Below are 20,990 nucleotides of genomic sequence, written 5' to 3' on the forward strand. Positions count from 1 at the left end.
AGAGTCATGAAAAAAATCAACTTTTTTAAGCACTTTACGATGTCGAAGAAATTAATTACTGCATTTTTAGCGATTCTCCTAGTGCCAATTCTCGTATTGGCTGCATTTTCTTATGAAGTGGCATCAAAGTCTCTTAATGATGAGATTATGTCTAGTGCTGCAAATGGTGTTCAACAATTAAACGAACTCATTAATAAAGATATACAGCCTAAAATTGACATTGTTTCATATTTATCCAGATCGGTCAAAAAGGAAGAATTGACTGCTAAAAACAAAGATTTACTCAAAGTGAAATTAGAGCAATTATCGGAAACAGATGACGATGTAGTAGAAGTATTTGTTGCAGATCGAAATGGTAAACTAACTGAATATTCCAAGATTCACAAAGGTAATGCAAAGAGCGCAAAAAATGAACCATGGTTTCAGCAATCGATGGGAGAGAAGAAACTCATCATTTCAGAACCTTTTGCCGACAAATCATCAGATGACCTGCTCATCACAATATCAGAACAATTAGCAGATGGATCTGGTGTGATCGGGGTGAATGTACGATTAAATACGGTTGTAAAAGATACAAACAGCATCAAAATTGGCCAAGAAGGCTATGCGTTTATCGCCACCTCAGATCAGCGTTATGTGGCCCATAAAACCGATAAGGCGGGAACAAAGCTGACTGGTGACTTCATCTCAAAACTATATGATAAAAAAGAAGGCAGCTTTGAATATGAATACAATGGCCAGCCGAAGCAAATGTTTTTTGACACAAATGAAGCAACAGGCTGGAAGCTTGCTGGAACGATGTATGTGAATGAAGTAAAAGAAGCCGCACAGCCAGTGCTCGATTTAACAATGATCATCCTTGCGGCTGCGATTGCCATTGGCGGAATCGCGATTTATTTTATTATTAAATCGATTCGAAAGCCACTGATAGAGCTCTCTGAATCGGCTGAAAAAATTAGTCAAGGTGATTTGACCCAGCATATTGAAGTTCGTACGCACGATGAAATTGGTAAACTTGCACAAAGCTTTAACGACATGTCAGCAAAGCTGAAACAAGTCATTCAAGCTGTCCAAAATTCTATTGAAAATGTGGCTGCTTCGTCTGAAGAGTTAACGGCAAGTGCAGGACAGACAGCTCAAGCAACCGAGCATATCACATCATCTATTGAACAGTTCTCAAACAGCACTGAACATCAAAATGATATGATCGAAAAAAGCTCAGTCCAGTTAAACGAAATGGATCGCAGCCTATCGCATATGGTCGACACGACTTCTCATATGATGGAATCGTCGATTGAATCGGGCAAAACCGCTCAGGCTGGAGGAGAACTCGTTCAAAAAACAGCAGGTCAAATGCAAACCATTGAGCAGGCAGTAAAAGAAGCAGAGCTTGTCATTGCAGGATTAGAGCAGAAATCAAAGGATATTACAAACATTCTGGGGGTCATCAACGGTATTGCTGATCAAACGAATCTCCTTGCTTTAAATGCTGCAATTGAAGCCGCACGAGCAGGTGAAGCAGGCAGAGGCTTCTCTGTTGTCGCAGAAGAAGTCCGCAAGCTGGCGGAGCAGTCAGGAAGCTCTTCAAAAGAGATTGAAAGTCTGACGAATGAAATTGTTGAGGAAATAGAAAAATCGCAGAAAATGTTTAAACAAGTAGCAGGTGAAGTACAATCTGGTTTAAATATTACAGATGAAACGAAAGTGAGTTTTGAGAGAATCAATGATAAAACATCAGAAATAACAGAACAAATGAAACAAATGAACGGATCAGCTAAAGAACTATCGCACGGCTCAAACGATATTTCACATGCGGTGAATCAAATCAAAGAACTCTCAAGAGAAAGCTCAGCAGGCTTCCAAGATATCGCGGCTTCAGCAGAAGAACAGCTTGCATCTATGGAAGAGATCAGCTCATCCTCTGCCACTTTATCCGAAATGGCAGAAGAACTAAGAGAGCTTATTAAACAATTTAAAATGTAAGACATTAGCGAAGCACCTGACGCCAAAACGTCAGGTGTTTTTCCATTCAATGCATATAAATTGGGTATTTTGGACTTATTTAGACTTTAATAAGTTAAAAAAGTAAAGAACATAGTAGTACTTCCGATATATATACTATCTTACTAAAAGGAGTTTTCTTTTTTATGAAATTCATACAGTATTTCAGAAAGCCATCTATATCAAAAAAGCTTGTATTCTCTTTCTTATTTATTCTTTTATGCCCAATCATCGTATTGGCATTCTCTTCATACCATACGGCAAGCACCTCCTTAAATGATCAAATTATGCAAAGTGCAAAGGAAAACGTAGAGCAGCTAGATAAAAATATTACGAAAGTTGTAAAAGTGAAAACAGACGCAGCCGATTTCTTTAGCAAATGGATCACGGAGAAAAAGCTCAAGCAAAAAGGAACGACCGATATTCAAGGACGCTTTGAGCAGTTCATGAGTATGAATGATGACACAGAAGGCATTTTTGTCGCTTCAAGTGACGGCAAAGTGTTTTCAAGATATCCTAATCAAAAAATGCCTGCCGATTATGTCGCAACTGAGCGGGATTGGTATAAAGACGGCTGGGCGAAAAACGGTGAGCTGTCTGTTTCAGCACCATATGCAACGGCTTCAACCGGTACACTTGTGGTGACCATCTCTAAAAAATTAGAGGATGGATCAGGCGTCATCGCGATGAACCTAGACATTGCGAATCTAGTTAAAGAGTCCAATAGCATTAATATTGGGAAACAAGGCTTTGCCTTTATTGGAAGTCCAGATCGCACATATGTGGCGCATCCAAATAAAAAAGCGGGAACAAAAATATCTGGTGGTGAATGGTTAGAAAAACTGTATTCACAAGATAACGGAGCTATGAGCTATATGTTTGAAGGGAAAGAAAAGCAAATGGAGTTCACGACAAACAAGGCGACTGGCTGGAAGATTGTCGGGACGATGTTTGTCAGTGAAGTAGAAGAAGCTGCACAGCCAGTTTTTAATATGGCCGCCATCATTTTAGCAGGCGCGCTTATCATTGGCGGGATTCTGATCTTCTTTATCATCCGTTCCATTACAAAACCACTTTCCACTCTTGTCTCTTCTTCGAAGAAGATCAGTCAAGGAGATTTGACAGAAAAAATTGATGTCCGCTCAAAAGATGAATTTGGACAGCTTGGCACAAGCTTTAATGAAATGAGTGAGTCCCTAAGAGACGTCATTCAAGCTGTACAAACATCTGTTGAGAATGTCGCTTCATCATCTGAAGAACTAACGGCAAGCGCAGGTCAAACAACAAAAGCAACCGAACATATTACATCGTCTATTGAAACATTCTCAAACGGCAATGAAAATCAAAGTGAAATGGTGGAGCAAAGCGCAGTTCATTTAAAACAAATGAATGAAGGACTGAACGAAGTTGCCGAAACGTCTGATGTCATCACATCGTCATCTGTTCAATCAAAAACAGTTGCAGAAACAGGCGGTCAGCTTGTGGAGCAAACTGTCGGCCAAATGAAGACGATTGACCATTCAGTGAAAGAAGCTGAAGGCGTGATCAACGGACTAGAGCATAAATCAAAAGATATCACAAACATCCTAGGCGTGATTAACGGCATAGCGGATCAAACGAATTTACTTGCACTAAATGCCGCTATTGAAGCAGCACGGGCAGGCGAGTCAGGCAGAGGCTTCTCTGTTGTTGCCGAAGAAGTGCGTAAACTAGCGGTTCAATCATCGGATTCAGCAAAAGAGATTGAAAAGCTAGTGAATGAAATCGTCACTGAAATTGAAACATCTCAAAATATGTTCAAAGCAGTGAATGAAGAAGTGAAGAATGGTCTTACAATTACAGATCAAACGAAAGAAAGCTTCTCACAAATAAATGAACAAACAGCGGAAATCGCAGCAAGAATGAATGAAATGAATACAACGGTGCGCGAGCTGTCGAAAGGATCTCAGCAAATTTCTAAAGCAGTGAATGAAATTGCAGATGTATCAAGAGAGAGTTCAGCAAGCATCCAAGATATCGCAGCATCTGCTGAAGAGCAGCTTGCTTCGATGGAAGAGATTAGTTCTTCATCCACGACTCTTTCCCAAATGGCGGAAGAATTACGCGATTTAATTAAAAAATTCAAGATCAGCGAATAAGGTCAAGTGGTTCTCCTCGAGGGGAACCGCTTTTCTTTTTAAGAGATCATCTCGTACAATAGAGGAAATTGAAAAAAGAGGAGAGATAGTATGCGTTTATCAGATAAGAAGGTCATTGCGTTTGTCAGTGATGATTTTGAAGATTTAGAGCTGTGGTATCCGGTTCTGCGTTTAAGAGAAGAAGGGGCAACAGTCCATCTTGTAGGTGAAAAAGCAAATCATGAGTACATCGGGAAGTATGGTGTGCCGGCGGTATCCGATGCAGATTTTTATTCCATTCAAGCTGATGATTATGATGCTGTGCTTGTTCCTGGCGGATGGGCGCCTGATAAACTGCGCCGTTATCCAGAAGTATTAGACATCGTCCGTACATTTGATGCGAAGTCAAAACCAATTGGGCAGATTTGTCATGCAGGCTGGGTGCTGATATCAGCAGGAATCCTAAAAGGCAGACAAGTGACAAGTACACCTGGTATTAAAGATGATATGACAAATGCTGGTGCGGACTGGTTCGATGAGGCAGTCGTCACAGATGGCCACCTCATCTCCAGCAGACGCCCGCCGGACCTTCCGCCGTATGTGAAAGCATTTGCGGATGTGTTAGCGGCAAAATAAGCGACTGACACGAAACGTAAAAAACAAAGGGCGAACAAATAAATCATTCGCCCTTTGTTCATCATTTCATGCCCTATACATTTTGTCTGTCGGCAGGATACATTACGCCCATTTGTCTTCTTGCTTCGTCCATGACGGACATGGTTTGAACAGATAACGCAAATGTATTGACCGGGGACTGCCCCATTCCCTGCTGAATACATTCAATAAAATGATTGATTTCATAAGACATAGCTGGCTGATCATCTTTGAGCGAGATGTCAGTTTGATGTCCGTCACGGTCATGTATCGTGATTCGTGAAGGCCGGTGGAATTGATCAATCACCATCGTGGCATCCTCGCCTTGAATTTCAGCCGATAAATGAGACGTTGAAATTTTAGAATGAAAAAGAAGTGCTTGATGCCCGTCATACTGTAAAAGGACTGAACCATTACCATCCACACCAGAAGAAAGCTTATAGCCTCTCGCGGTGATTTCATTCGGCAGACCAAATAAGGATATGACTGGGTAAACGAGGTACACCCCGATATCCATTAACGAACCATTGGATAACTCCGGCTTAAAGGCATTTGGAAGCTCGCCATTTCGATAGGCATCGTATCTTGAGGAATATTTACAGTAATGCGCGACCACTTGCCTGATAGGTCCAAGCTGATCAAGGTGCTGTTTGATTTGCAGAAAGTTTGGCAGAAATGTCGTTTTCATCGCTTCCATCAAACACACTTGATGTTTTTTTGCTGCGGCAATCATTTCTTCCACTTCTTTTCGATGAGAGGCAAATGGTTTTTCGCATAAAACATGCTTTTGATGCTCCATCATCAACATGGCTTGCTCTTTATGAAGGGCATTTGGACTCGCAATATACACGGCATCGAACGTATCACTTTCCGCCATTTGTTGTAAGTTCGTAAAAACCGTCTCAATCCCGTATTTTTCGGCAAAGGCCTGTCCTTTTTCAGCGGATCGTGAATAGACGGCTGTACATGTAAAATCAGCGATTCCTTCACCAGCTTGTAAGAACCGATCTGTAATCCAGTTCGTTCCGATGACAGCAAATCGAATCATGTGATTCCCTCCTTCTGCTTTCCTCTGATTATACATGCTTTGAAAGCGTTTGTATGAAAGAATATTCTTTTTATTGAAAAGCGGATGAAACCTTTATATAGGCTGATGCGTCTTACATAAAGGATATAAATGTACGAAAAGTGGGTAGTTTCTTCCTTCTTCGGGTAATACTCTGGATAGAAGGGAGAGGAGGAAACATGAAGCGCGTCCTGCATATAGGAAGTACATACACCTTTGCGCTTTTATTCATAACGGCTGGTATTTTTCATGTGATAGAGCCGAGTGGCTTTGCCCGCATGATGCCAGGCTGGCCATTTCCATATGTAATGGTCTATGCGACTGCATGTCTTGAATGGCTGCTGGCCGTGCTGCTGCTTTTGCCGAATTCCAGGATTGCAGCGGCAAAATTCATTGCTGTCTATCTTGTACTCATTTTCCCGGCAAACTTATTTGCTGCACGTGAGGGAATACCATTTCCAGGTCAAGAAAATACAGAACAAGCTTTGCTATGGATAAGACTTATTGGACAGCCGATTCTCATTGTATGGGCGATGTCTATTGCAAAATGGGAAAAAAAGCTGAAACAATGATCACCATATCATGATCAAGTAGTGTACAATTTACTCATAAAATAGCCCGTGTTTGGAGGAACGATATGAATTCTATGCAAATGTGGAGCAGTCGATTTAGAAAATTTTTTCTTGATAACAAGTTTGTTCTCTTTTTACTCGTCCTGCTATTAATCGGATTGAATATCCTTGTTTTCATGAAAACATCATTTATTTTCACACCGCTCATTGTACTCGTCAAAACCATTGCCTTACCAATTATTTTAACGGGGGTCGTGTATTATTTATTAAATCCAATTGTCAACTTGTTAGAGAAAGCAAGAATCAAGCGGATCTATTCCATTTTGCTTTTATATATTGTCATTATTGGGATTATTACAGTGACCATCGTGTCTATTATTCCTTTTTTACAAGCTCAAACCATGAGTCTATTTCATAATCTTCCGAAATACGTCGATACGGTAGAAGATCAAATTAGACAATTAACAGGAAGTAACTTTATTAATCAAGTGCAAAAAACGATGAACTTTAATGTGTCTGAATTGGTAAGTAAAGCATCTAGTCAAGCGACGAAGATTTTGGAAAGCACCTTTACCGGTGTAGGAACATTCTTAGGGGCGCTCACAGAAGTTATCATCTCGATCGTGACTGTGCCGTTCATCCTGTTTTATCTATTAAAAGACGGCAAAAAGCTGCCTGACTATTTCTTGAAATTCATTCCAAATAAAATGAGAGAACATACACATATCGTGCTTCACGAAATGAACCACCGTCTGAGCTCGTATATTCGCGGACAGATTATTGTCAGCTTCTGTATCGGTGTTCTTCTGTTAATCGGCTATATGATTATTGGACTTGACTATGCGCTGCTGCTCGCTATCATTGCGGCATGTACAAGCGTAGTGCCTTACCTTGGTCCAACAATTGCGATTACACCAGCGATTGTGATTGCACTTGTGACGTCACCAGTGATGCTGTTAAAACTCATTATTGTCTGGACAGTGGTTCAGCTCATAGAAGGGAAATTCATTTCTCCTCAGGTGATGGGGAAAAACCTTCATATTCACCCAATTACGATTATTTTTGTTCTATTAACAGCTGGTAAATTGTTCAGCGTAATCGGCATCATTGTCGCTATTCCGACGTATGCCGTTCTGAAGGTCATCACAACCCACTTGTTTGATTGGTTCAAAATGCGGTCCAATTTGTATAAAGAAGAAAAGGTTTGATGTCATAATCTTTTTTTGAAAAAAATATAGTATCATAAAGACGAGCTTTCGATAAAGGAAGCTTGTCTTTATGTGGACATAGATGTTTGGCGTGTTCAAAAGATCAGAATTGAAAGGAAAGAAAATCATGAATCTATGGGATTTATTCGTGGCACTGGTTTTAGGAATTGTCGAAGGATTAACAGAGTATGCACCTGTTTCATCTACAGGTCACATGATCATTGTCGATGATCTTTGGTTAAAATCAAAGGAAATAATTACGCCAGAAGCGGCTAACACATTTAAAGTCGTGATTCAGTTAGGCTCTATTTTAGCTGTCATGATCGTGTTTAAAGATCGTATTTTAAACTTATTGGGCTTAAAGAAAAATATCACCGAAGAACAAAAGCGCAGCGGGCATAAGCTGACCATCGCCCAAATTGCTGTTGGACTTGTTCCAGCCGTCATTTTAGGATTCTTATTTGAAGATTATATTGATAAATACTTATTTGACGTCAGAACGGTCGCTGTCGGTTTGATTTTAGGGGCAGTGCTGATGCTTGTCGCTGACTGGATCAATAAACGGAAAACAGATACAAGCTCTGTCGATAACATGACATACAGACAGGCGCTTTATATTGGACTGTTTCAATGTTTGGCATTATGGCCAGGCTTCTCGCGCTCAGGTTCGACGATCGCAGGCGGGGTTATTCTTGGTTTGAATCACCGTGCTGCGGCAGACTTTACATTTATCATGGCGATGCCGATTATGGCGGGAGCAAGCCTGTTAACCCTTTTGAAAAATGCCGAATATTTAACAACAGACATGCTGCCATTCTTTATCGTCGGTTTTGTGAGTGCGTTTGTTGTGGCTCTCTTTGTAGTTCGATTCTTCCTAAAACTGATCAATAAAATCAAACTGGTGCCTTTTGCGATATACCGAATTATCCTAGGTGTGATTTTATTTATCCTGTTCATGTAATACTGGAAACTACTCTTTTATAAAGAGTAGTTTCTTTGTTATTTCGCCTAATTAAACAGTAAAAACACCCTCTTAATTGGTAGAATAAGAATTTTTTTCATAAATTAGTGTTTAAGTGACAGATAAAGGGGTAGTACATAAACATACCAATTAAAGGAGGAGTTAGAAAATATGAGAAAAACAAGTAAAATGTTTGTTGGTTCTGTCATCGCTACGTCAATGATTGCTGCCCCTCTATCTCTTACGACTTTTGGTCAAACGGCTGAAGCTGCTACAACAACAGGTGTTGATGGAAGTGTCTCTATTGATCCAGTAGCCATTGCCGATAAAATTGAACAAGCAGTAAAATCATCTCAAAATCGTGATGGATTCGTAAAAAATGCGGCATATAGTGCGTTCTATGAAGCAGGTCAAAACTACAACGTAGTTGTCCAAAACTTAAGCCAAGATCACGACTTTAGCGGTCTGAACAATGTTGTCTACTATGATAGTGTTGAATATGACGGTATTACGTTTGGTATTTGGGTATTTGAAGATGGTACGTTTGTCAACAATGGTGACGGTGGATATATTAACTGGACGTTTGTTGGCAGCTTTGACCGAGAAGATGGAAGCGGAACTGTCGATTTTCATAAAAGATTCTAATCTTAGAAGTCTGCCGGTGAATCGGCAGACTTTTTTATAACGCACATTCTTCTATTTCAAACCCTAAATCTTCAATGATGTGATGATCCGTTTGGACTTGCTGGCCTTTTGTTGTTAAATAATCACCAACGAAAATCGAGTTTGCCGCATAAAGTGCGAGTGGCTGGAGTGTCCGTAAATTAAACTCTCTACCTCCGGATACCCGAATTTCCTTTGTTGGATTGACAAATCTCATCATTGCCAGCACTTTCAATGCTTTGATCGGATGTGTCCGTTCTTGATGTTCAAGCGGTGTTCCCTCGATGGCATGAAGAAAGTTGACTGGAATTGAATCCGCATCAAGTGCTCTGAGCGCTAAAGCCATTTCTACGATTTGCTGATTGGTTTCACCCATTCCAATAATGACCCCTGAGCAAGGTGACATGCCAGACTGTTTGACCTGCTCGATGGTCGACACGCGGTCATCGTATGTATGAGTTGTCGTAATGTGAGCATGATGATCATGATGTGTATTGATATTGTGATTATACCGATGAACACCCGCTTCCTTCAGCCGCTTCGCTTTGTCTTCGTTTAATAACCCAAGACAGGCACACACCTTCAAAGGCGTCGTTTCAGTGATCTCCTTGACTGCTGCTGTGACTTCATCTAATTCCCTATGAGAAGGCGCTCTCCCGCTTGCCACAATACAATAAGTCCCGGCTTTTCTTTTGAGAGCCTCACGCGCACCAGCTACAATGGTCTTTTGATCAAGCATTGTATATCTTTCAACCGGTGCTTTTGAAATCATCGACTGTGAACAATATCCACAGTTCTCAGGGCAATATCCACTTTTTGCGTTAAAAATCATATTTAATTTCACCTTTTTTTGAAAAAAATGAAATCGCACTTGATAGGCTGCATGCATAATAGGTAACAATTCACTATCGTCAGCTTCAAGAATGTCTAAACCCTCTTGCACCGTGATCGGTTCATTTTTCATGGCCTTCTCCGCTATCGCTTCCCAAGAAAAAGATATGTGTTTTATCATCATCAGCCCCTTAATATGTAAACTTATTATATTAAAAAGTTAACATATTGGTTGGTCTATAGCAAGAATTGAATGTCTAGCTGGTTTTAGAGGATTGTCCATTATTAAAGGCGATGATATGATATCATCGCCTTGAGTTTAATAAATTTAAAAGAGTTTTAGTAGGTAATTGTATAGTTGTTAACTACAAGTTCACCATCTGAATTTAGATAAGATATTTTAACAAAGCCAGGTTTTACAAAGTAAACCCAAGTGAAATTTGGAGCAGTTTGTTTCAGTTCAACAGCATCTGTACTACCGGACAAAGTTATTTTACTGATTGGAATTGAAAAAGCACCAGACCATCCTACCTTAACTTTACGGTCGATCGTAATTACTTTATTCATAATAGGAGCTTTTGCTAAGACTGGTTCTTTTGGCTGTGCAGCTGCATGAGCACCTTCAGTTTGGGAGAACGTAAGAGCACCTAAAGCAACTAAAGACAATGTACAGACTTTCATGAATTTTTTCATCGGTAACACTCCTTTTTTTGGTATATACATATATTAATATTAATAGAATTATATGTCAAATTAATTATGTGAAAAAAGAGTAATTATGGAGAAAATTGTCATATATTTGTTGGGAAAGACATGATTTTTTATTCATATGCTATTTCTTTTTTTAGGGGAAAAGAAGGTATAAAAAAAGCTGGGTTCGCCCCAGCGTAAAGCAGATGAAAAGAGATGATCAATGGTCGTCTCGCTTTTTTGGCTGACGGCCTTTTTGCTTCTCTTTCTCTCTAATGTAGTTAATAAAATCGATGGTTTGTCTTCGTGCTTCTTCGGAAAAATCTGAGGCGGCTTTAAACGCAATTTGCAAATCAGGATCGTCAGCAAGATCGTCATCGGGCCTGCTTTTGTCCTTACCTGTGAGAAGATAATCGGTTGAGACCCCATATAACTCAGCAATTTTCACAATCATTTCACCGTCAGGCTTTCTCAAGCCGTATTCCCAGTTTGCATAAGTGGACATCGCCTTTAATCCGAGTTTTTTAGCAACTGTTGACTTGCTCCATCCATGCTTCTCTCTTAATTCAGTTAAAATCTTCCCAGTCAAATTATCCATCAGAAACACCTTTTTTCATGTTATGAGTAAATTTTATCATGAATTACACGGAAAAGATAAATAAATACACAAAAAGAATAAAAATATGGTTGACTTACTCGTTTTGTGTATATTATCATAATGAATATAACTTACACATATTGAGTAAGAGGTGGAAAGATGAAACTTGAAAATTTACGAGAAGAGCGCATATTGCAAGGAAAAACACAAACCTATATGGCGAAAAAATTGGGATATAAGTACACAAGCGGCTATGCGAATATCGAAATGGGCAGAACAAAGCCTAGCTTAGAAATAGCAAAGCATATTGCAGATCTGCTGAATACCGGAGTTCAAGAGCTTTTTTTTGGTCAAAAGTTACACAAAAAGAGTAATTTCCTAGAAGAAGATCAGTTCTTAGAAAAGGAGAGACGAGCAGAGTGAATATTGAACATCCAATGGTGACACAGATGAGTGACTTTGGTTATCCAAAAAGCTACTGGTCATATGACATGAAACGATATGGATACCAAACAGAAATTGATGACAGTTTGGAGGGATCTGAAGAAGATGAGACATCAGCTGATGTTTGATGCTAGAAAAGAAGCGCAGCTTTGTTTAGACCAAGCTGGCGGCTGGATCGCCTTTTTTCAACAGAAACCGATGTTTGTTTTTGCCACAGCAGAAGAGAAAGAGACATATATGACCCTCCTGAAAGCTAAGTCGATGACAAAAAAGGAGGAATCAGGGCGACGTGAAACGATGGAAGCAAATCATGACATTTTTGAAATGCTTGCTCAAAGCGAGTAAAAACGAACAAGACATCCGCCAGTGGGCAGAGGATGATGGGAGATCATAACATGGTCATCCATTTAATCATTGAACATGAGCATTTGTTAACAAAAGAGACATTGATGAAAAGAATACGATCAGCTGCAAAAGTACAATGCCCGCAAAAATTAGAAGGTGCACTATCACTTGAAATTCGTTTATTTGATCACATGCCGCTTGACATAGCTGACTGCCAAAAAAAGCGTACATACGCAGAAAAAGGGCTGATACGCCCGATACACGTCAGCATCTTACAGCCAAGTCTACAGCATATTCAAGAAGCACTTCATTCTATAGCCGATCAAGTCCCTCTGCAGATTGTCGATTTAAGAGTTTCCCAGTTTTATAGTATGTGTGAAAGAGTTGAAATCATTATCAATACGGTAGGTGGTGGCACGAGGCCATCACCAAAAAAGGAGACAAGCATATGAACGAGCCAAAACAACTAGTCATTCAAGATAACCAAACATTTGTCGGTGAGATGGAAAAAGGAAAAATTCAAGTCATCGTGTTAGATGGAAATGTAGGAACGGCTTATCAAATGGATGTACCTGAACATGGAAAAACCATTATTCAAACGGCAAAAGGTCATTTTGCAAGAGTAGATCACGAGATTGGTTTTAAAATCAGCTAACTGACTAAACACATCAAATCATAATATGTCCAAGACGGAAAGCCTGCGGACACTGATCAAGACCCTGTTAAAAGGGGACCTGATTGGTGTCCGTTTTTTATTTTCTTAAAAAAGGGAGAGAGCCAATATGCAAGATTTACTCATTGAATATAAAAGAGCCTTAAAGAATGCTAGAAAACAATATGAACCATTTAAAGAAAAAGAAGAACATCAGCTGTCCGTTCAAGACAAGCATGATAAAAAAATGATCGCCAGTATGGTGAGCGATCTAGAATACGTAGTAGAATGGCTACAAATCGGAAGAGAGCCAGGTGCGCGCAGAGGGTTAGACAGACGTTCAGTCTATCAGCGCACGATTCTTGCAAATCCAGAAGTGTTAGAGGCTTTATCACATGAATATACCCTTATTCAAGAGAAAGAAAGAGAAGTCAGTGAGAGAGACAAAAAACGAATTGATGAAGCTTTGTCTGTCTTAACAGATCGAGAAAAGGACGTATTCTTTATGCACACAACACAAGGATTATCGTTTAGTGAGATTGCGGTCATGCTGGATGTCAAAAAAGGAACTGTGCAAAAACATATGGAAAGAGCGCGGACGAAGATGTCCAAAAAAGTACAAAAACGCCTATTCAGAGCTGCTGAATAGGCGTTTTTTCTATCCAAAATAAATCAGCTAAAGCTTGTCTTACAGTTGCCACCTATAGTTAGAAAGACCAAACGAATGTTTGCTAGCCCTACACAAATGATTCCTTCAGAGGGAATCATTCGAATTAAAAGGAGGCGGCAGGTGAATGTAAATGAAAGATAAACGGATAGAGGCCAAGCAGGATTATATGAAGGGGATGACGTACCAGCAAATTGCTGATCATTACAATGTCTCGATCCATACCGTCAAATCGTGGAAAAGGCGATACGGATGGCAAAGACAAAAAACTTCGTCTAAGCAAGCACACTCGATCTTCAATCAATTTCTTTCAGATGAAACGATTGAAATCATGGAGAAAATGGATGGACGCACATCGCTTGATTTAATCTGGGATCAAATTCAAATTCAATATGCAGCCATTATTCGGGCGCAGCGAATCATGTATGTAGCAGATCAAGAGGATATGATCAAAGAGCGGAAAAAGGCGGCATACATGCCTTCTTCATTAGAAGAAACAGGAGAAGGCATTCAGCCAGAACTAGACATCACGTCAGAAGAATATTCGTTTCAATTTTCATGGGATCGGCATGCGACGTTTTTAAATGCACAATCCCGTGCAATGGGTGAACTCAGGCGTTTAATAAAACAGTTTGAAGAGCTCGCACATGCGAAGGATGAACGAAGATTAAGGCTGAAACAAATTGAACTGACGATCGAAAAAACAAAAAAAGCAGTGCGTGAAGAAAAAGAGGAAGATCTTCAAATCATGATCAAGCGAAAAGAGGACGACTCATGACGCCATTGATTGAAAAAGAAGTCAATCCTCACTTTGAACACTTTCTATTCGATTGGAATCAAAAGTTTCAATTTTTAGTTGGAGGCTATGGCTCCTCTAAAAGCTATCACATTGCTTTAAAGCTCGTCTTAAAGCTGCTGGAAGAAAAGCGGACAGCACTTGTCATTCGAGAAGTGTATGATACGCACCGCGAATCAACCTTTTCTTTATTACAAGAGATCGTCAGCGACCTCGGCATCGACCATGTGGTGAAGTGCCGAAGTTCGCCGCTTGCACTGACGTTTCGAAACGGCAGCAGCATCTTATTTAAAGGGCTGGACAAACCTGAAAAATTGAAATCAATCAACAACATCTCGATCATTTGGATTGAGGAATGTTCAGAGGTTTCTTATGAAGGCTTTAAAGAGCTGCTTGGAAGGCTAAGGCATCCATCCTTACCGCTTTATATGATGTTATCGACCAATCCTGTTGGTCAGGATAATTGGACGTATAGACATTTTTTTCGAGATGAACAGCTGAAGCGTTTTGTTTTAGATGATGAAACCTTATACAAAAAGCGAACTGTTGTTATCAAGGATACGTACTATCATCACTCCACGGCAGAAGATAATCTATTCCTTCCTAAAAGCTACGTGAAGCAGCTGGATGAGCTGAAAGAGTATGACCCAGACCTGTATCGCATTGCGAGGAAGGGATATTTCGGCATTAATGGCACAAAGGTTTTTCCTCAATTTGAGGTGAGAAGCCATTCTGATGTATTAGAAGCCATTCAGCAGATTGACAGACCGCTGAAACGAGCGGGCATGGATTTTGGATTTGTTGAATCGTACAATGCGCTCATTCAGTTAGCTGTCGATCATGAAAAAAAGTACTTATATATTTATTGGGAATATTACGACCGCGGAAAAACGGATGATGAAACAGCTAATGACCTGAAAGAGTTTATTGAATCAAAGGAACTGATTAAAGCCGATGCAGCCGAACCTAAAACCATTCACTATTTTCGGCAGCGCGGCTTTCAAATGGTGGCGGCACATAAGTTCCAAGGCTCACGTTTGCAGTATACAAAAAAGATCAAACGGTTTAAGAAGATTATTTGTTCTGATGCATGTCCATATACCATCTATGAACTTCAATCACTAACCTATAAGGCAGATAAGGATGGACGTCTAGAGGAAGATGAATTTCAAATCGATCCACACACATTATCAGCCATCTGGTATGCGCTGGATGATTATGAAGTGACAGATTTGAAACAGACTGCCTCGGAGCGTGTCCGTCCAAACAGAGAGAGGAGGTCCATACAATGAAACAATTGAAAGCAACCATTATGAAGGCAAATATGTCTGATCATACAAAACAAATGTATGCAGATGAATTTTCCTACGAAAAGGATGACATTGTTCCCCCGCCTTACAATATCAACGAATTAAAAAGTATGGCAGAATATTCAACCATTCTTCAGCAATGTATTGATGCGTATAAGACCAATATTCTAGGCTTTGGATTTGGTGTAGAATATGCCTTTGACTTTAATGCAGAAGGCGTGAAACCGGCAAAAAAGAAGGCCGCAGAGAAGGAATGGACAAGACTTGAAGAGTTTACGAAATACATGAACTATGATGAGTCTGCTGATGTGGTGCTTGGCTATGTCATCGAAGACCGGGAGAAAACAGGGAATGGTTTTTTAGAAGTTCTCCGAGATGGCCAGGGAAAGCCGGCAGGAATCGAGTATTTAGATGCGCTCCATATCCGCATTTGCAAGCTGAGTGAGCCAGTCGACGTCGAATTTCGGTATACAGAAAACGGCGAATTGAAAACAATGAATCGAAAGAAGCGATTCCGTAAATATGTGCAGGTGATCAATGAAAAGAAAGTCTTCTTCAAGGAGTACGGTGATCCGCGCATTTTACATTGTGAAACAGGTAAATACGATGACACCACCCCAGAACCGCTGCGCGCAACAGAAGTGATTCATTTTAAAATCGGCAGTGGAACGTATGGGATTCCCCGCTGGATTGGCAACATCGTCAATATGTATGGGGCACGCAAGGCAGAAGAGCTGAACTACCTTTATTTTAAACAAGGGCGGCACGTACCTGGTGCCATCATTGTCGAAAATGGAATGCTGTCTGAGTCATCCTATCAGCAGCTTCAAGATTATATGGACGATATTGAAGGCTCTGATCATGCACATAAGTTTCTATTGCTTGAAGTCGAAGGTCTGCCGACGGAAAAAGGATTAACTGGAGAAGAAGATGTCTCAAATGTCAAAGTGAACTTCAAATCCCTAGCTGAGATCTTGCAAGAAGATGCACTCTTTTTAGAATACGATGAAAAAACAAGGAACAAAATCCGCTCTGCTTTTCGCCTGCCGCCTATTTACACAGGTGAGTCTCAGGACTATAACAAAGCGACAGCCGATACGGCGCGGAAAACTACAGAGGAGCAGGTATTTCAGCCTGAACGGTATCTCATCACAGGGAAACTCAATACCCTTTTCCTGCCGGATCTTGATATTTGGCATGTCCGTTTCCTATTAAATGGTCCTGACTTTAGAGACCCATTAGAGATTGCCAAGGTTCTGACACCATTTATTCAGGCTGGGGCAGTGTCACCTAACGATTTACGAGATCTCGCGGGACGTATCCTTGGGAAAACGTTAGAGGAATGGCCAGATGATCTCTATCACAGACCTTTAGAAAGCCGCATGACATCAGCTGAACTACAGCCTCAACGAGAGCCAGATCAGTTGAAAGAATAAACCGAAGCGCGTGCGCTTTCTTGAAAGGGGGTGAACATATGCCAAGAGAATTAAAAAACGCAAAAATTACGCATGTTTCCTACGTGGACAGAGCCGCGAACAAAAAGAAATTCTTTTTGATGAAGGCAAAGAAAAGCCAGCCTGTCTTTCAAAAAGAGGTCAGTGTGCTGACAAAGGCAGAAGATGCTCATCGCCTTGTGTATGGTGTCGTGTATGAACCGAATACACCTGATGCACACCAAGACTTTATGTCTGCCAAAGAAATTGAAAGAGCAGCACATGGTTTTATGAAAGATGCCCGCCACATTGACAAGCAGCATGATTTTCAACATGGTGTTGGAGAAGTGGTTGAATCATACATTGCACCAGCTGATTTTGAAGTAGGCGGTGAGCTGATTCGAAAAGGATCTTGGGTGCTTGTAACAAAGGCTTCCCAAGAGATTTGGGATCAAATTCAGAAAGGTCACATTACAGGATATTCAATGGCAGGAACGGCGGACATCGTAGCAATAGAAGAACAAGATCAGCTCCTATCTCAAAGCACGAATGAGAGAGGGCTTTTTTCTTTGCTGAAAAATTTCTTTTTGAAAGAGGAAGGTGCAAACATGTCACAACAATTTTGGAGCGTTTTAGACCACCTGCTGGAAACCTTACAGTCAAGTGATGGTGATGAGGCGGGTGTAAGATCAGCGCTTGAGCAATTGCTGCCAATCGTGCAGGAGATTTTGAAGACAGAAGATGTGCTTCAAACGATTGGTGAAAGGCCAGCCTCCGTACAAAAACAAGACGCCGCTTTGACGACGGAGCAAGTACGAGAGCTTGAAAAAGCAAAAATGGCCATCGAAAACGTCTTACAGCATGCTGAACAGCAGGAAACAGATCAAACTGGGGAAGAACCTGTCCAAAAGGTGCTTGAGCAAGTCGTAGCACCAATTCGTCATCAGCTTTCTTCTTTAGAGAAATCAGCCAGCAGAGAAAAAGCTGCGCTTGAGCAAGTGCTTCAGCAGCAGCTTTTGCCTATTTCAGAGCGGATTCACATGCTTGAAAAAGCGCGCGGCATGTCAAAACAAACAATCCATGATACACAAAACGACAGTACAAAGCCCATATGGGATGGCTTACTATAAGCCTAAATAAGGAGGAAACAGTGTGAGAAATCAAGAGTTGATTCGCAAGGCCGAAATGACACTTGCCAGCTTAAAAACCGGCGGTCTCATGAACGCAACCCAATCCAACACATTCATTAGAATGATGCAAAATACACCAACCGTTTTAAATGATGCACGTATCATTCCGATGGAAAGTGATTCACAAAAAATCGAAAAAATCGGCTTTGGCCAGCGTATTTTGCGCCCAGCAGAAGAAGGCAAAGCGCTTGATGCAAAAGACCGTGTTGTCCCAGCGACAAGCACTGTCCAGCTAAATGCGAAAGAGGTCATTGCAGAGATCCACATGACCTACGACAGCATTGAAAACAATATTGAGAAAGACGGCATTCAGCAGACGATTATGCAAATGCTCGCTGAACGAGCAGCCGTTGACATTGAAGAGCTCATCGTCAATGGCGATACGACTTCAGCAGATCCATTTTTAGCTCAAATGGATGGCGTGAGAAAACAAGCAGTATCTCATATCGTAGATGCAAATGGAGCGGAAATCAGCCGACAAATGTTTAAGCAAGCTTATAAAGCAATGCCGTCAAAATATTTACGCGTCCCTCAGGATTTCCGTTTCTACACATCCCCAAGCTTAGAAGTTGAGTGGAAGGATCAAGTAGCAAACCGTCAGACGGGCCTTGGAGATGCGGCCATTCAAGGCGGACTTTCTTCTGCATTCGGTGTGCCGGTCAAAGGTCTTGCCAATATGCAGCCATATGACGAAGCGGGAACAGACGTATCAGATATTTTGCTGACACATCCTAAAAATATTATTGTAGGTTTCTCTCGAAATATTCGAATTGAAGTAGAAAAAGATATTCGCAGCCGTAAATTTATTATTGTCCTCACAGCGAAGCTAGACAGCAAATTTGAGGAAGAGGATGCTGTAGCAAAAGTGATGAAAGTGAAAGAGTAGGTGACGGCAGACCATGATCATTTCTGCTGAAGAACTGCAGGCCTATTCTGTATTTGATCGTGTGAAAAATCGATCTGTAGAAAGACTGACAGCAGATATTATCGAAGCAGAAGCTGCGGTATTTCAGATCGTAGGTCACGATTTCACAAGCATAAAATATCAGCCTCTCCCTGAAAAAGCAAGAATCGCATTATTAAAAATGGCCCAATATTTTGCCATGCTGAATGATGATGAATCTATGATGAAAGGCTTTACGGCAGAGAAAATGGGCGATTATTCATATGCGAAGGCAGCTGATCAAGTGAAAGGCAGACCCTATGTATATGCCCTGCTAGTAGATTACATTGAACCAACATTAACTGCCGGCAGTGCCAAACTAAAGGTGAGATCATTATGAGTTATCAATCTCTATTAACAGATCGCTGTGATCTTTTTCACCTTGAACATAAGGAGTCTGCCCGCGGGAAATTTGGAATTCCAGCTGATGATTTACAAATGACACTTTCCTATCCCGACGCTCCCAGCCTGACCGATCTAGCTTGTTATGTCATAGAAAAGAACCAGTCACTTGTGCAAGAAGAGCCAAATACAGTCATTTATCAATCTTATCTCGTCCATTTTCCTTTAAAAAGTGATATTCGCCTGCATGACAAAATGGTGTGGAATGGCGTGTCACTCAAATTACAGCAGCCTAAAAAAGTGAAAAATCATCACATCGAAGTGATGGCAGTCAGGAAGGAAAATCTATGAAAATTGATGGACTTGACCGGCTGCTTTCACAGCTGCAGTCAGCGTGTGATGGCGGCTTAAAGGCAGAATATCAAGAATGGCTAGAGGACATGGGCTTACAGCTTTTAGACATCATTCAAGATGAATTGATCAAGGAGAATGCTGTTGATACAGGACGGCTTCTAAGATCCTTTATACAAGGCGACAAGGAGAATCATTTTCTCATGTCAAAAGGCGGTCTCACACTTGAAGTGGGAACGCAGCTTGAATATGCCTCCTATGTTAATGACGGACATGCCACTTCTTCAAGTGGAGAGCGAAGATGGGTGCCTGGCAGATGGACTGGCAGCCGCTTTGAATATGATCCGAATGCAAGTACAGGAATGATGCTTGCCTCTCAATGGATTGAAGGCAATGGCTACTGGGATCATGCTATCATGCTCTATGAGCAAATGTTTGAACAGTCGCTGGATCGAAAGCTGCAAAGCTGGTTCGATCGACATTTTGGGAGGTGATGGAATGAATCAAGAAGTCGGGGCAATCATGCATTATATCTACACACACTTTCCTGTGACAATGTATGATCGTCTTTTGCCAGAACGCTTTCAAGTGCCATCCGTTTACGTGCCGCCTGTGACAGTGATCAGTGGTCCAGATACGGTTTCTACCTTTATGAAATCTTATTCGCTGCAAGTGAAAGTCTTTCATATTGATACAGAAAAAGCACATGATGCGGCAGAAACAATCGTTGATGCATTGCTTGCTGATCGTCAAATCATTCAGATGATGAGTGAAGACGGAGAGGTGCTTGATGATTATGTCCGCATAAAAAGAGTGGAAACAAGAATGATAGATCAAGGCGTAGCAGCGATTGTCCTGACGTGGAATAGCAGCTATTGGTACAACCGGGACAAACAGGCAAGCCTTGAAGATATCAACTTTTCAGATGGGGTGATCAAACGTGAGCAAGACTAAAAATGCACAGCCCGCTCAAACAGCCGGCGAAGAAAAAGAATTTGGCTTTTCATTTGAAGCCTTAAAGGAGCACAGTAAGGATCTTTTTGGGGTCAAACCAGAAATCCTTGAAGGTGCTCTTTTTTATATCAAACATCAACCAATTACAAAAACAGAAGCGAAAAAGCACATTGATGCTTTTTTGTCCAAGGAGGTTTAAAGG

General features: G+C 40.9%; 27 protein-coding genes. 23 read left to right on the top strand and 4 right to left on the bottom strand.

Annotated elements, in window-relative coordinates; translation table 11 throughout:
• Positions 1-6: 6 nt before the first annotated feature.
• The 3 genes from V6Z54_RS11850 to V6Z54_RS11860 all read left to right on the top strand — a co-directional run bounded on the left by V6Z54_RS11850 (position 7) and on the right by V6Z54_RS11860 (position 4,754).
• Positions 7-1,983 (top strand): methyl-accepting chemotaxis protein, encoded by a 1,977-nt coding sequence (locus V6Z54_RS11850; RefSeq protein WP_338527352.1) that lies wholly within the window; start codon positions 7-9, stop codon positions 1,981-1,983.
• 164 nt (positions 1,984-2,147) lie between these two features.
• Complete coding sequence (locus V6Z54_RS11855; RefSeq protein ID WP_338527353.1) at positions 2,148-4,139, top strand: methyl-accepting chemotaxis protein; 1,992 nt, start codon at positions 2,148-2,150, stop codon at positions 4,137-4,139.
• 90 nt (positions 4,140-4,229) lie between these two features.
• Complete coding sequence (locus V6Z54_RS11860) at positions 4,230-4,754, top strand: type 1 glutamine amidotransferase domain-containing protein (protein WP_073979098.1); 525 nt, start codon at positions 4,230-4,232, stop codon at positions 4,752-4,754.
• Positions 4,755-4,827: 73 nt separating this feature from the next.
• Here the strand turns inward: V6Z54_RS11860 and V6Z54_RS11865 are convergent, their stop codons facing one another.
• Positions 4,828-5,820, bottom strand: a complete 993-nt coding sequence (locus V6Z54_RS11865; RefSeq protein ID WP_041088538.1) for a Gfo/Idh/MocA family oxidoreductase — start codon at positions 5,818-5,820, stop codon at positions 4,828-4,830.
• Between the two features lie 197 nt (positions 5,821-6,017).
• On the opposite strand from V6Z54_RS11865, the gene V6Z54_RS11870 reads away from it, so the two are divergent.
• The 4 genes from V6Z54_RS11870 to V6Z54_RS11885 all read left to right on the top strand — a co-directional run bounded on the left by V6Z54_RS11870 (position 6,018) and on the right by V6Z54_RS11885 (position 9,224).
• Positions 6,018-6,410 carry a hypothetical protein gene (locus tag V6Z54_RS11870; RefSeq protein ID WP_338527354.1) on the top strand — a complete coding sequence of 131 codons (393 nt, stop codon included), beginning with the start codon at positions 6,018-6,020 and terminating at the stop codon, positions 6,408-6,410.
• 65 nt (positions 6,411-6,475) lie between these two features.
• Positions 6,476-7,618, top strand: a complete 1,143-nt coding sequence (locus V6Z54_RS11875) for an AI-2E family transporter (protein ID WP_041088540.1) — start codon at positions 6,476-6,478, stop codon at positions 7,616-7,618.
• A 127-nt stretch (positions 7,619-7,745) separates the two neighbouring features.
• On the top strand, positions 7,746-8,579 hold the full coding sequence (locus V6Z54_RS11880) for an undecaprenyl-diphosphate phosphatase (protein WP_269102313.1): 834 nt from the start codon (positions 7,746-7,748) through the stop codon (positions 8,577-8,579).
• Positions 8,580-8,750: 171 nt separating this feature from the next.
• Positions 8,751-9,224 (top strand): hypothetical protein, encoded by a 474-nt coding sequence (locus V6Z54_RS11885; RefSeq protein ID WP_024423274.1) that lies wholly within the window; start codon positions 8,751-8,753, stop codon positions 9,222-9,224.
• A 34-nt stretch (positions 9,225-9,258) separates the two neighbouring features.
• On the opposite strand, the gene bioB is transcribed toward V6Z54_RS11885, so the two are convergent.
• From bioB to V6Z54_RS11900, 3 genes are all read right to left on the bottom strand, one after another.
• Positions 9,259-10,254 carry a biotin synthase BioB gene (gene bioB, locus V6Z54_RS11890; protein WP_338527355.1) on the bottom strand — a complete coding sequence of 332 codons (996 nt, stop codon included), beginning with the start codon at positions 10,252-10,254 and terminating at the stop codon, positions 9,259-9,261.
• A gap of 158 nt (positions 10,255-10,412) precedes the next feature.
• On the bottom strand, positions 10,413-10,766 hold the full coding sequence (locus V6Z54_RS11895) for a hypothetical protein (protein ID WP_041088544.1): 354 nt from the start codon (positions 10,764-10,766) through the stop codon (positions 10,413-10,415).
• A gap of 217 nt (positions 10,767-10,983) precedes the next feature.
• Positions 10,984-11,361 carry a helix-turn-helix transcriptional regulator gene (locus V6Z54_RS11900; RefSeq protein ID WP_338527356.1) on the bottom strand — a complete coding sequence of 126 codons (378 nt, stop codon included), beginning with the start codon at positions 11,359-11,361 and terminating at the stop codon, positions 10,984-10,986.
• A 159-nt stretch (positions 11,362-11,520) separates the two neighbouring features.
• On the opposite strand from V6Z54_RS11900, the gene V6Z54_RS11905 reads away from it, so the two are divergent.
• The 16 genes from V6Z54_RS11905 to V6Z54_RS11980 all read left to right on the top strand — a co-directional run bounded on the left by V6Z54_RS11905 (position 11,521) and on the right by V6Z54_RS11980 (position 20,987).
• Positions 11,521-11,784 carry a helix-turn-helix transcriptional regulator gene (locus V6Z54_RS11905; RefSeq protein ID WP_338527357.1) on the top strand — a complete coding sequence of 88 codons (264 nt, stop codon included), beginning with the start codon at positions 11,521-11,523 and terminating at the stop codon, positions 11,782-11,784.
• Positions 11,781-11,933: a hypothetical protein gene (locus V6Z54_RS11910; RefSeq protein ID WP_175297167.1), complete on the top strand. Its 153-nt coding sequence runs from the start codon at positions 11,781-11,783 to the stop codon at positions 11,931-11,933. Before V6Z54_RS11905 ends, V6Z54_RS11910 begins: the two co-directional genes overlap by 4 nt.
• Positions 11,911-12,150: a hypothetical protein gene (locus tag V6Z54_RS11915; protein ID WP_117616630.1), complete on the top strand. Its 240-nt coding sequence runs from the start codon at positions 11,911-11,913 to the stop codon at positions 12,148-12,150. The genes V6Z54_RS11910 and V6Z54_RS11915 overlap by 23 nt, the downstream gene beginning before the upstream one ends.
• Positions 12,151-12,200: 50 nt before the next feature.
• The gene (locus V6Z54_RS11920; protein ID WP_041088550.1) at positions 12,201-12,602 is read left to right on the top strand and encodes a hypothetical protein; all 402 of its coding nucleotides are present in this window, start codon (positions 12,201-12,203) and stop codon (positions 12,600-12,602) included.
• Complete coding sequence (locus V6Z54_RS11925; RefSeq protein ID WP_041088552.1) at positions 12,599-12,805, top strand: XtrA/YqaO family protein; 207 nt, start codon at positions 12,599-12,601, stop codon at positions 12,803-12,805. The genes V6Z54_RS11920 and V6Z54_RS11925 overlap by 4 nt, the downstream gene beginning before the upstream one ends.
• Positions 12,806-12,932: 127 nt before the next feature.
• Complete coding sequence (locus V6Z54_RS11930; protein WP_338527358.1) at positions 12,933-13,451, top strand: sigma-70 family RNA polymerase sigma factor; 519 nt, start codon at positions 12,933-12,935, stop codon at positions 13,449-13,451.
• A 151-nt stretch (positions 13,452-13,602) separates the two neighbouring features.
• A complete protein-coding gene (gene terS, locus V6Z54_RS11935) occupies positions 13,603-14,247 on the top strand; it encodes a phage terminase small subunit (protein WP_269102309.1) in 645 nt (214 codons plus the stop codon).
• Between the two features lie 8 nt (positions 14,248-14,255).
• Positions 14,256-15,557, top strand: a complete 1,302-nt coding sequence (locus V6Z54_RS11940) for a PBSX family phage terminase large subunit (protein ID WP_338527974.1) — start codon at positions 14,256-14,258, stop codon at positions 15,555-15,557.
• Complete coding sequence (locus V6Z54_RS11945; protein WP_338527359.1) at positions 15,554-17,011, top strand: phage portal protein; 1,458 nt, start codon at positions 15,554-15,556, stop codon at positions 17,009-17,011. The genes V6Z54_RS11940 and V6Z54_RS11945 overlap by 4 nt, the downstream gene beginning before the upstream one ends.
• 38 nt (positions 17,012-17,049) lie before the next feature.
• Entirely contained in the window at positions 17,050-18,138 is a 1,089-nt protein-coding gene (locus tag V6Z54_RS11950; RefSeq protein WP_075611828.1) for an XkdF-like putative serine protease domain-containing protein, read from the top strand.
• Between the two features lie 22 nt (positions 18,139-18,160).
• Complete coding sequence (locus tag V6Z54_RS11955; RefSeq protein WP_024425904.1) at positions 18,161-19,084, top strand: phage major capsid protein; 924 nt, start codon at positions 18,161-18,163, stop codon at positions 19,082-19,084.
• Between the two features lie 13 nt (positions 19,085-19,097).
• A complete protein-coding gene (locus V6Z54_RS11960) occupies positions 19,098-19,481 on the top strand; it encodes a DUF3199 family protein (protein ID WP_338527360.1) in 384 nt (127 codons plus the stop codon).
• Positions 19,478-19,834, top strand: coding sequence for a YqbH/XkdH family protein (locus V6Z54_RS11965; RefSeq protein WP_041088568.1), 357 nt, complete (start codon positions 19,478-19,480; stop codon positions 19,832-19,834). The genes V6Z54_RS11960 and V6Z54_RS11965 overlap by 4 nt, the downstream gene beginning before the upstream one ends.
• Complete coding sequence (locus V6Z54_RS11970; protein ID WP_338527361.1) at positions 19,831-20,328, top strand: HK97 gp10 family phage protein; 498 nt, start codon at positions 19,831-19,833, stop codon at positions 20,326-20,328. The genes V6Z54_RS11965 and V6Z54_RS11970 overlap by 4 nt, the downstream gene beginning before the upstream one ends.
• Before the next feature lie 4 nt (positions 20,329-20,332).
• Complete coding sequence (locus V6Z54_RS11975) at positions 20,333-20,788, top strand: hypothetical protein (RefSeq protein ID WP_041088571.1); 456 nt, start codon at positions 20,333-20,335, stop codon at positions 20,786-20,788.
• Complete coding sequence (locus tag V6Z54_RS11980) at positions 20,775-20,987, top strand: hypothetical protein (RefSeq protein ID WP_024425900.1); 213 nt, start codon at positions 20,775-20,777, stop codon at positions 20,985-20,987. The genes V6Z54_RS11975 and V6Z54_RS11980 overlap by 14 nt, the downstream gene beginning before the upstream one ends.
• Positions 20,988-20,990: the final 3 nt, after the last annotated feature.

The organism is Bacillus sp. MAG717A (assembly GCF_036884855.1).
In the GTDB taxonomy this organism is placed as follows: Bacteria; Bacillota; Bacilli; order Bacillales; family Bacillaceae; genus Bacillus; species Bacillus safensis.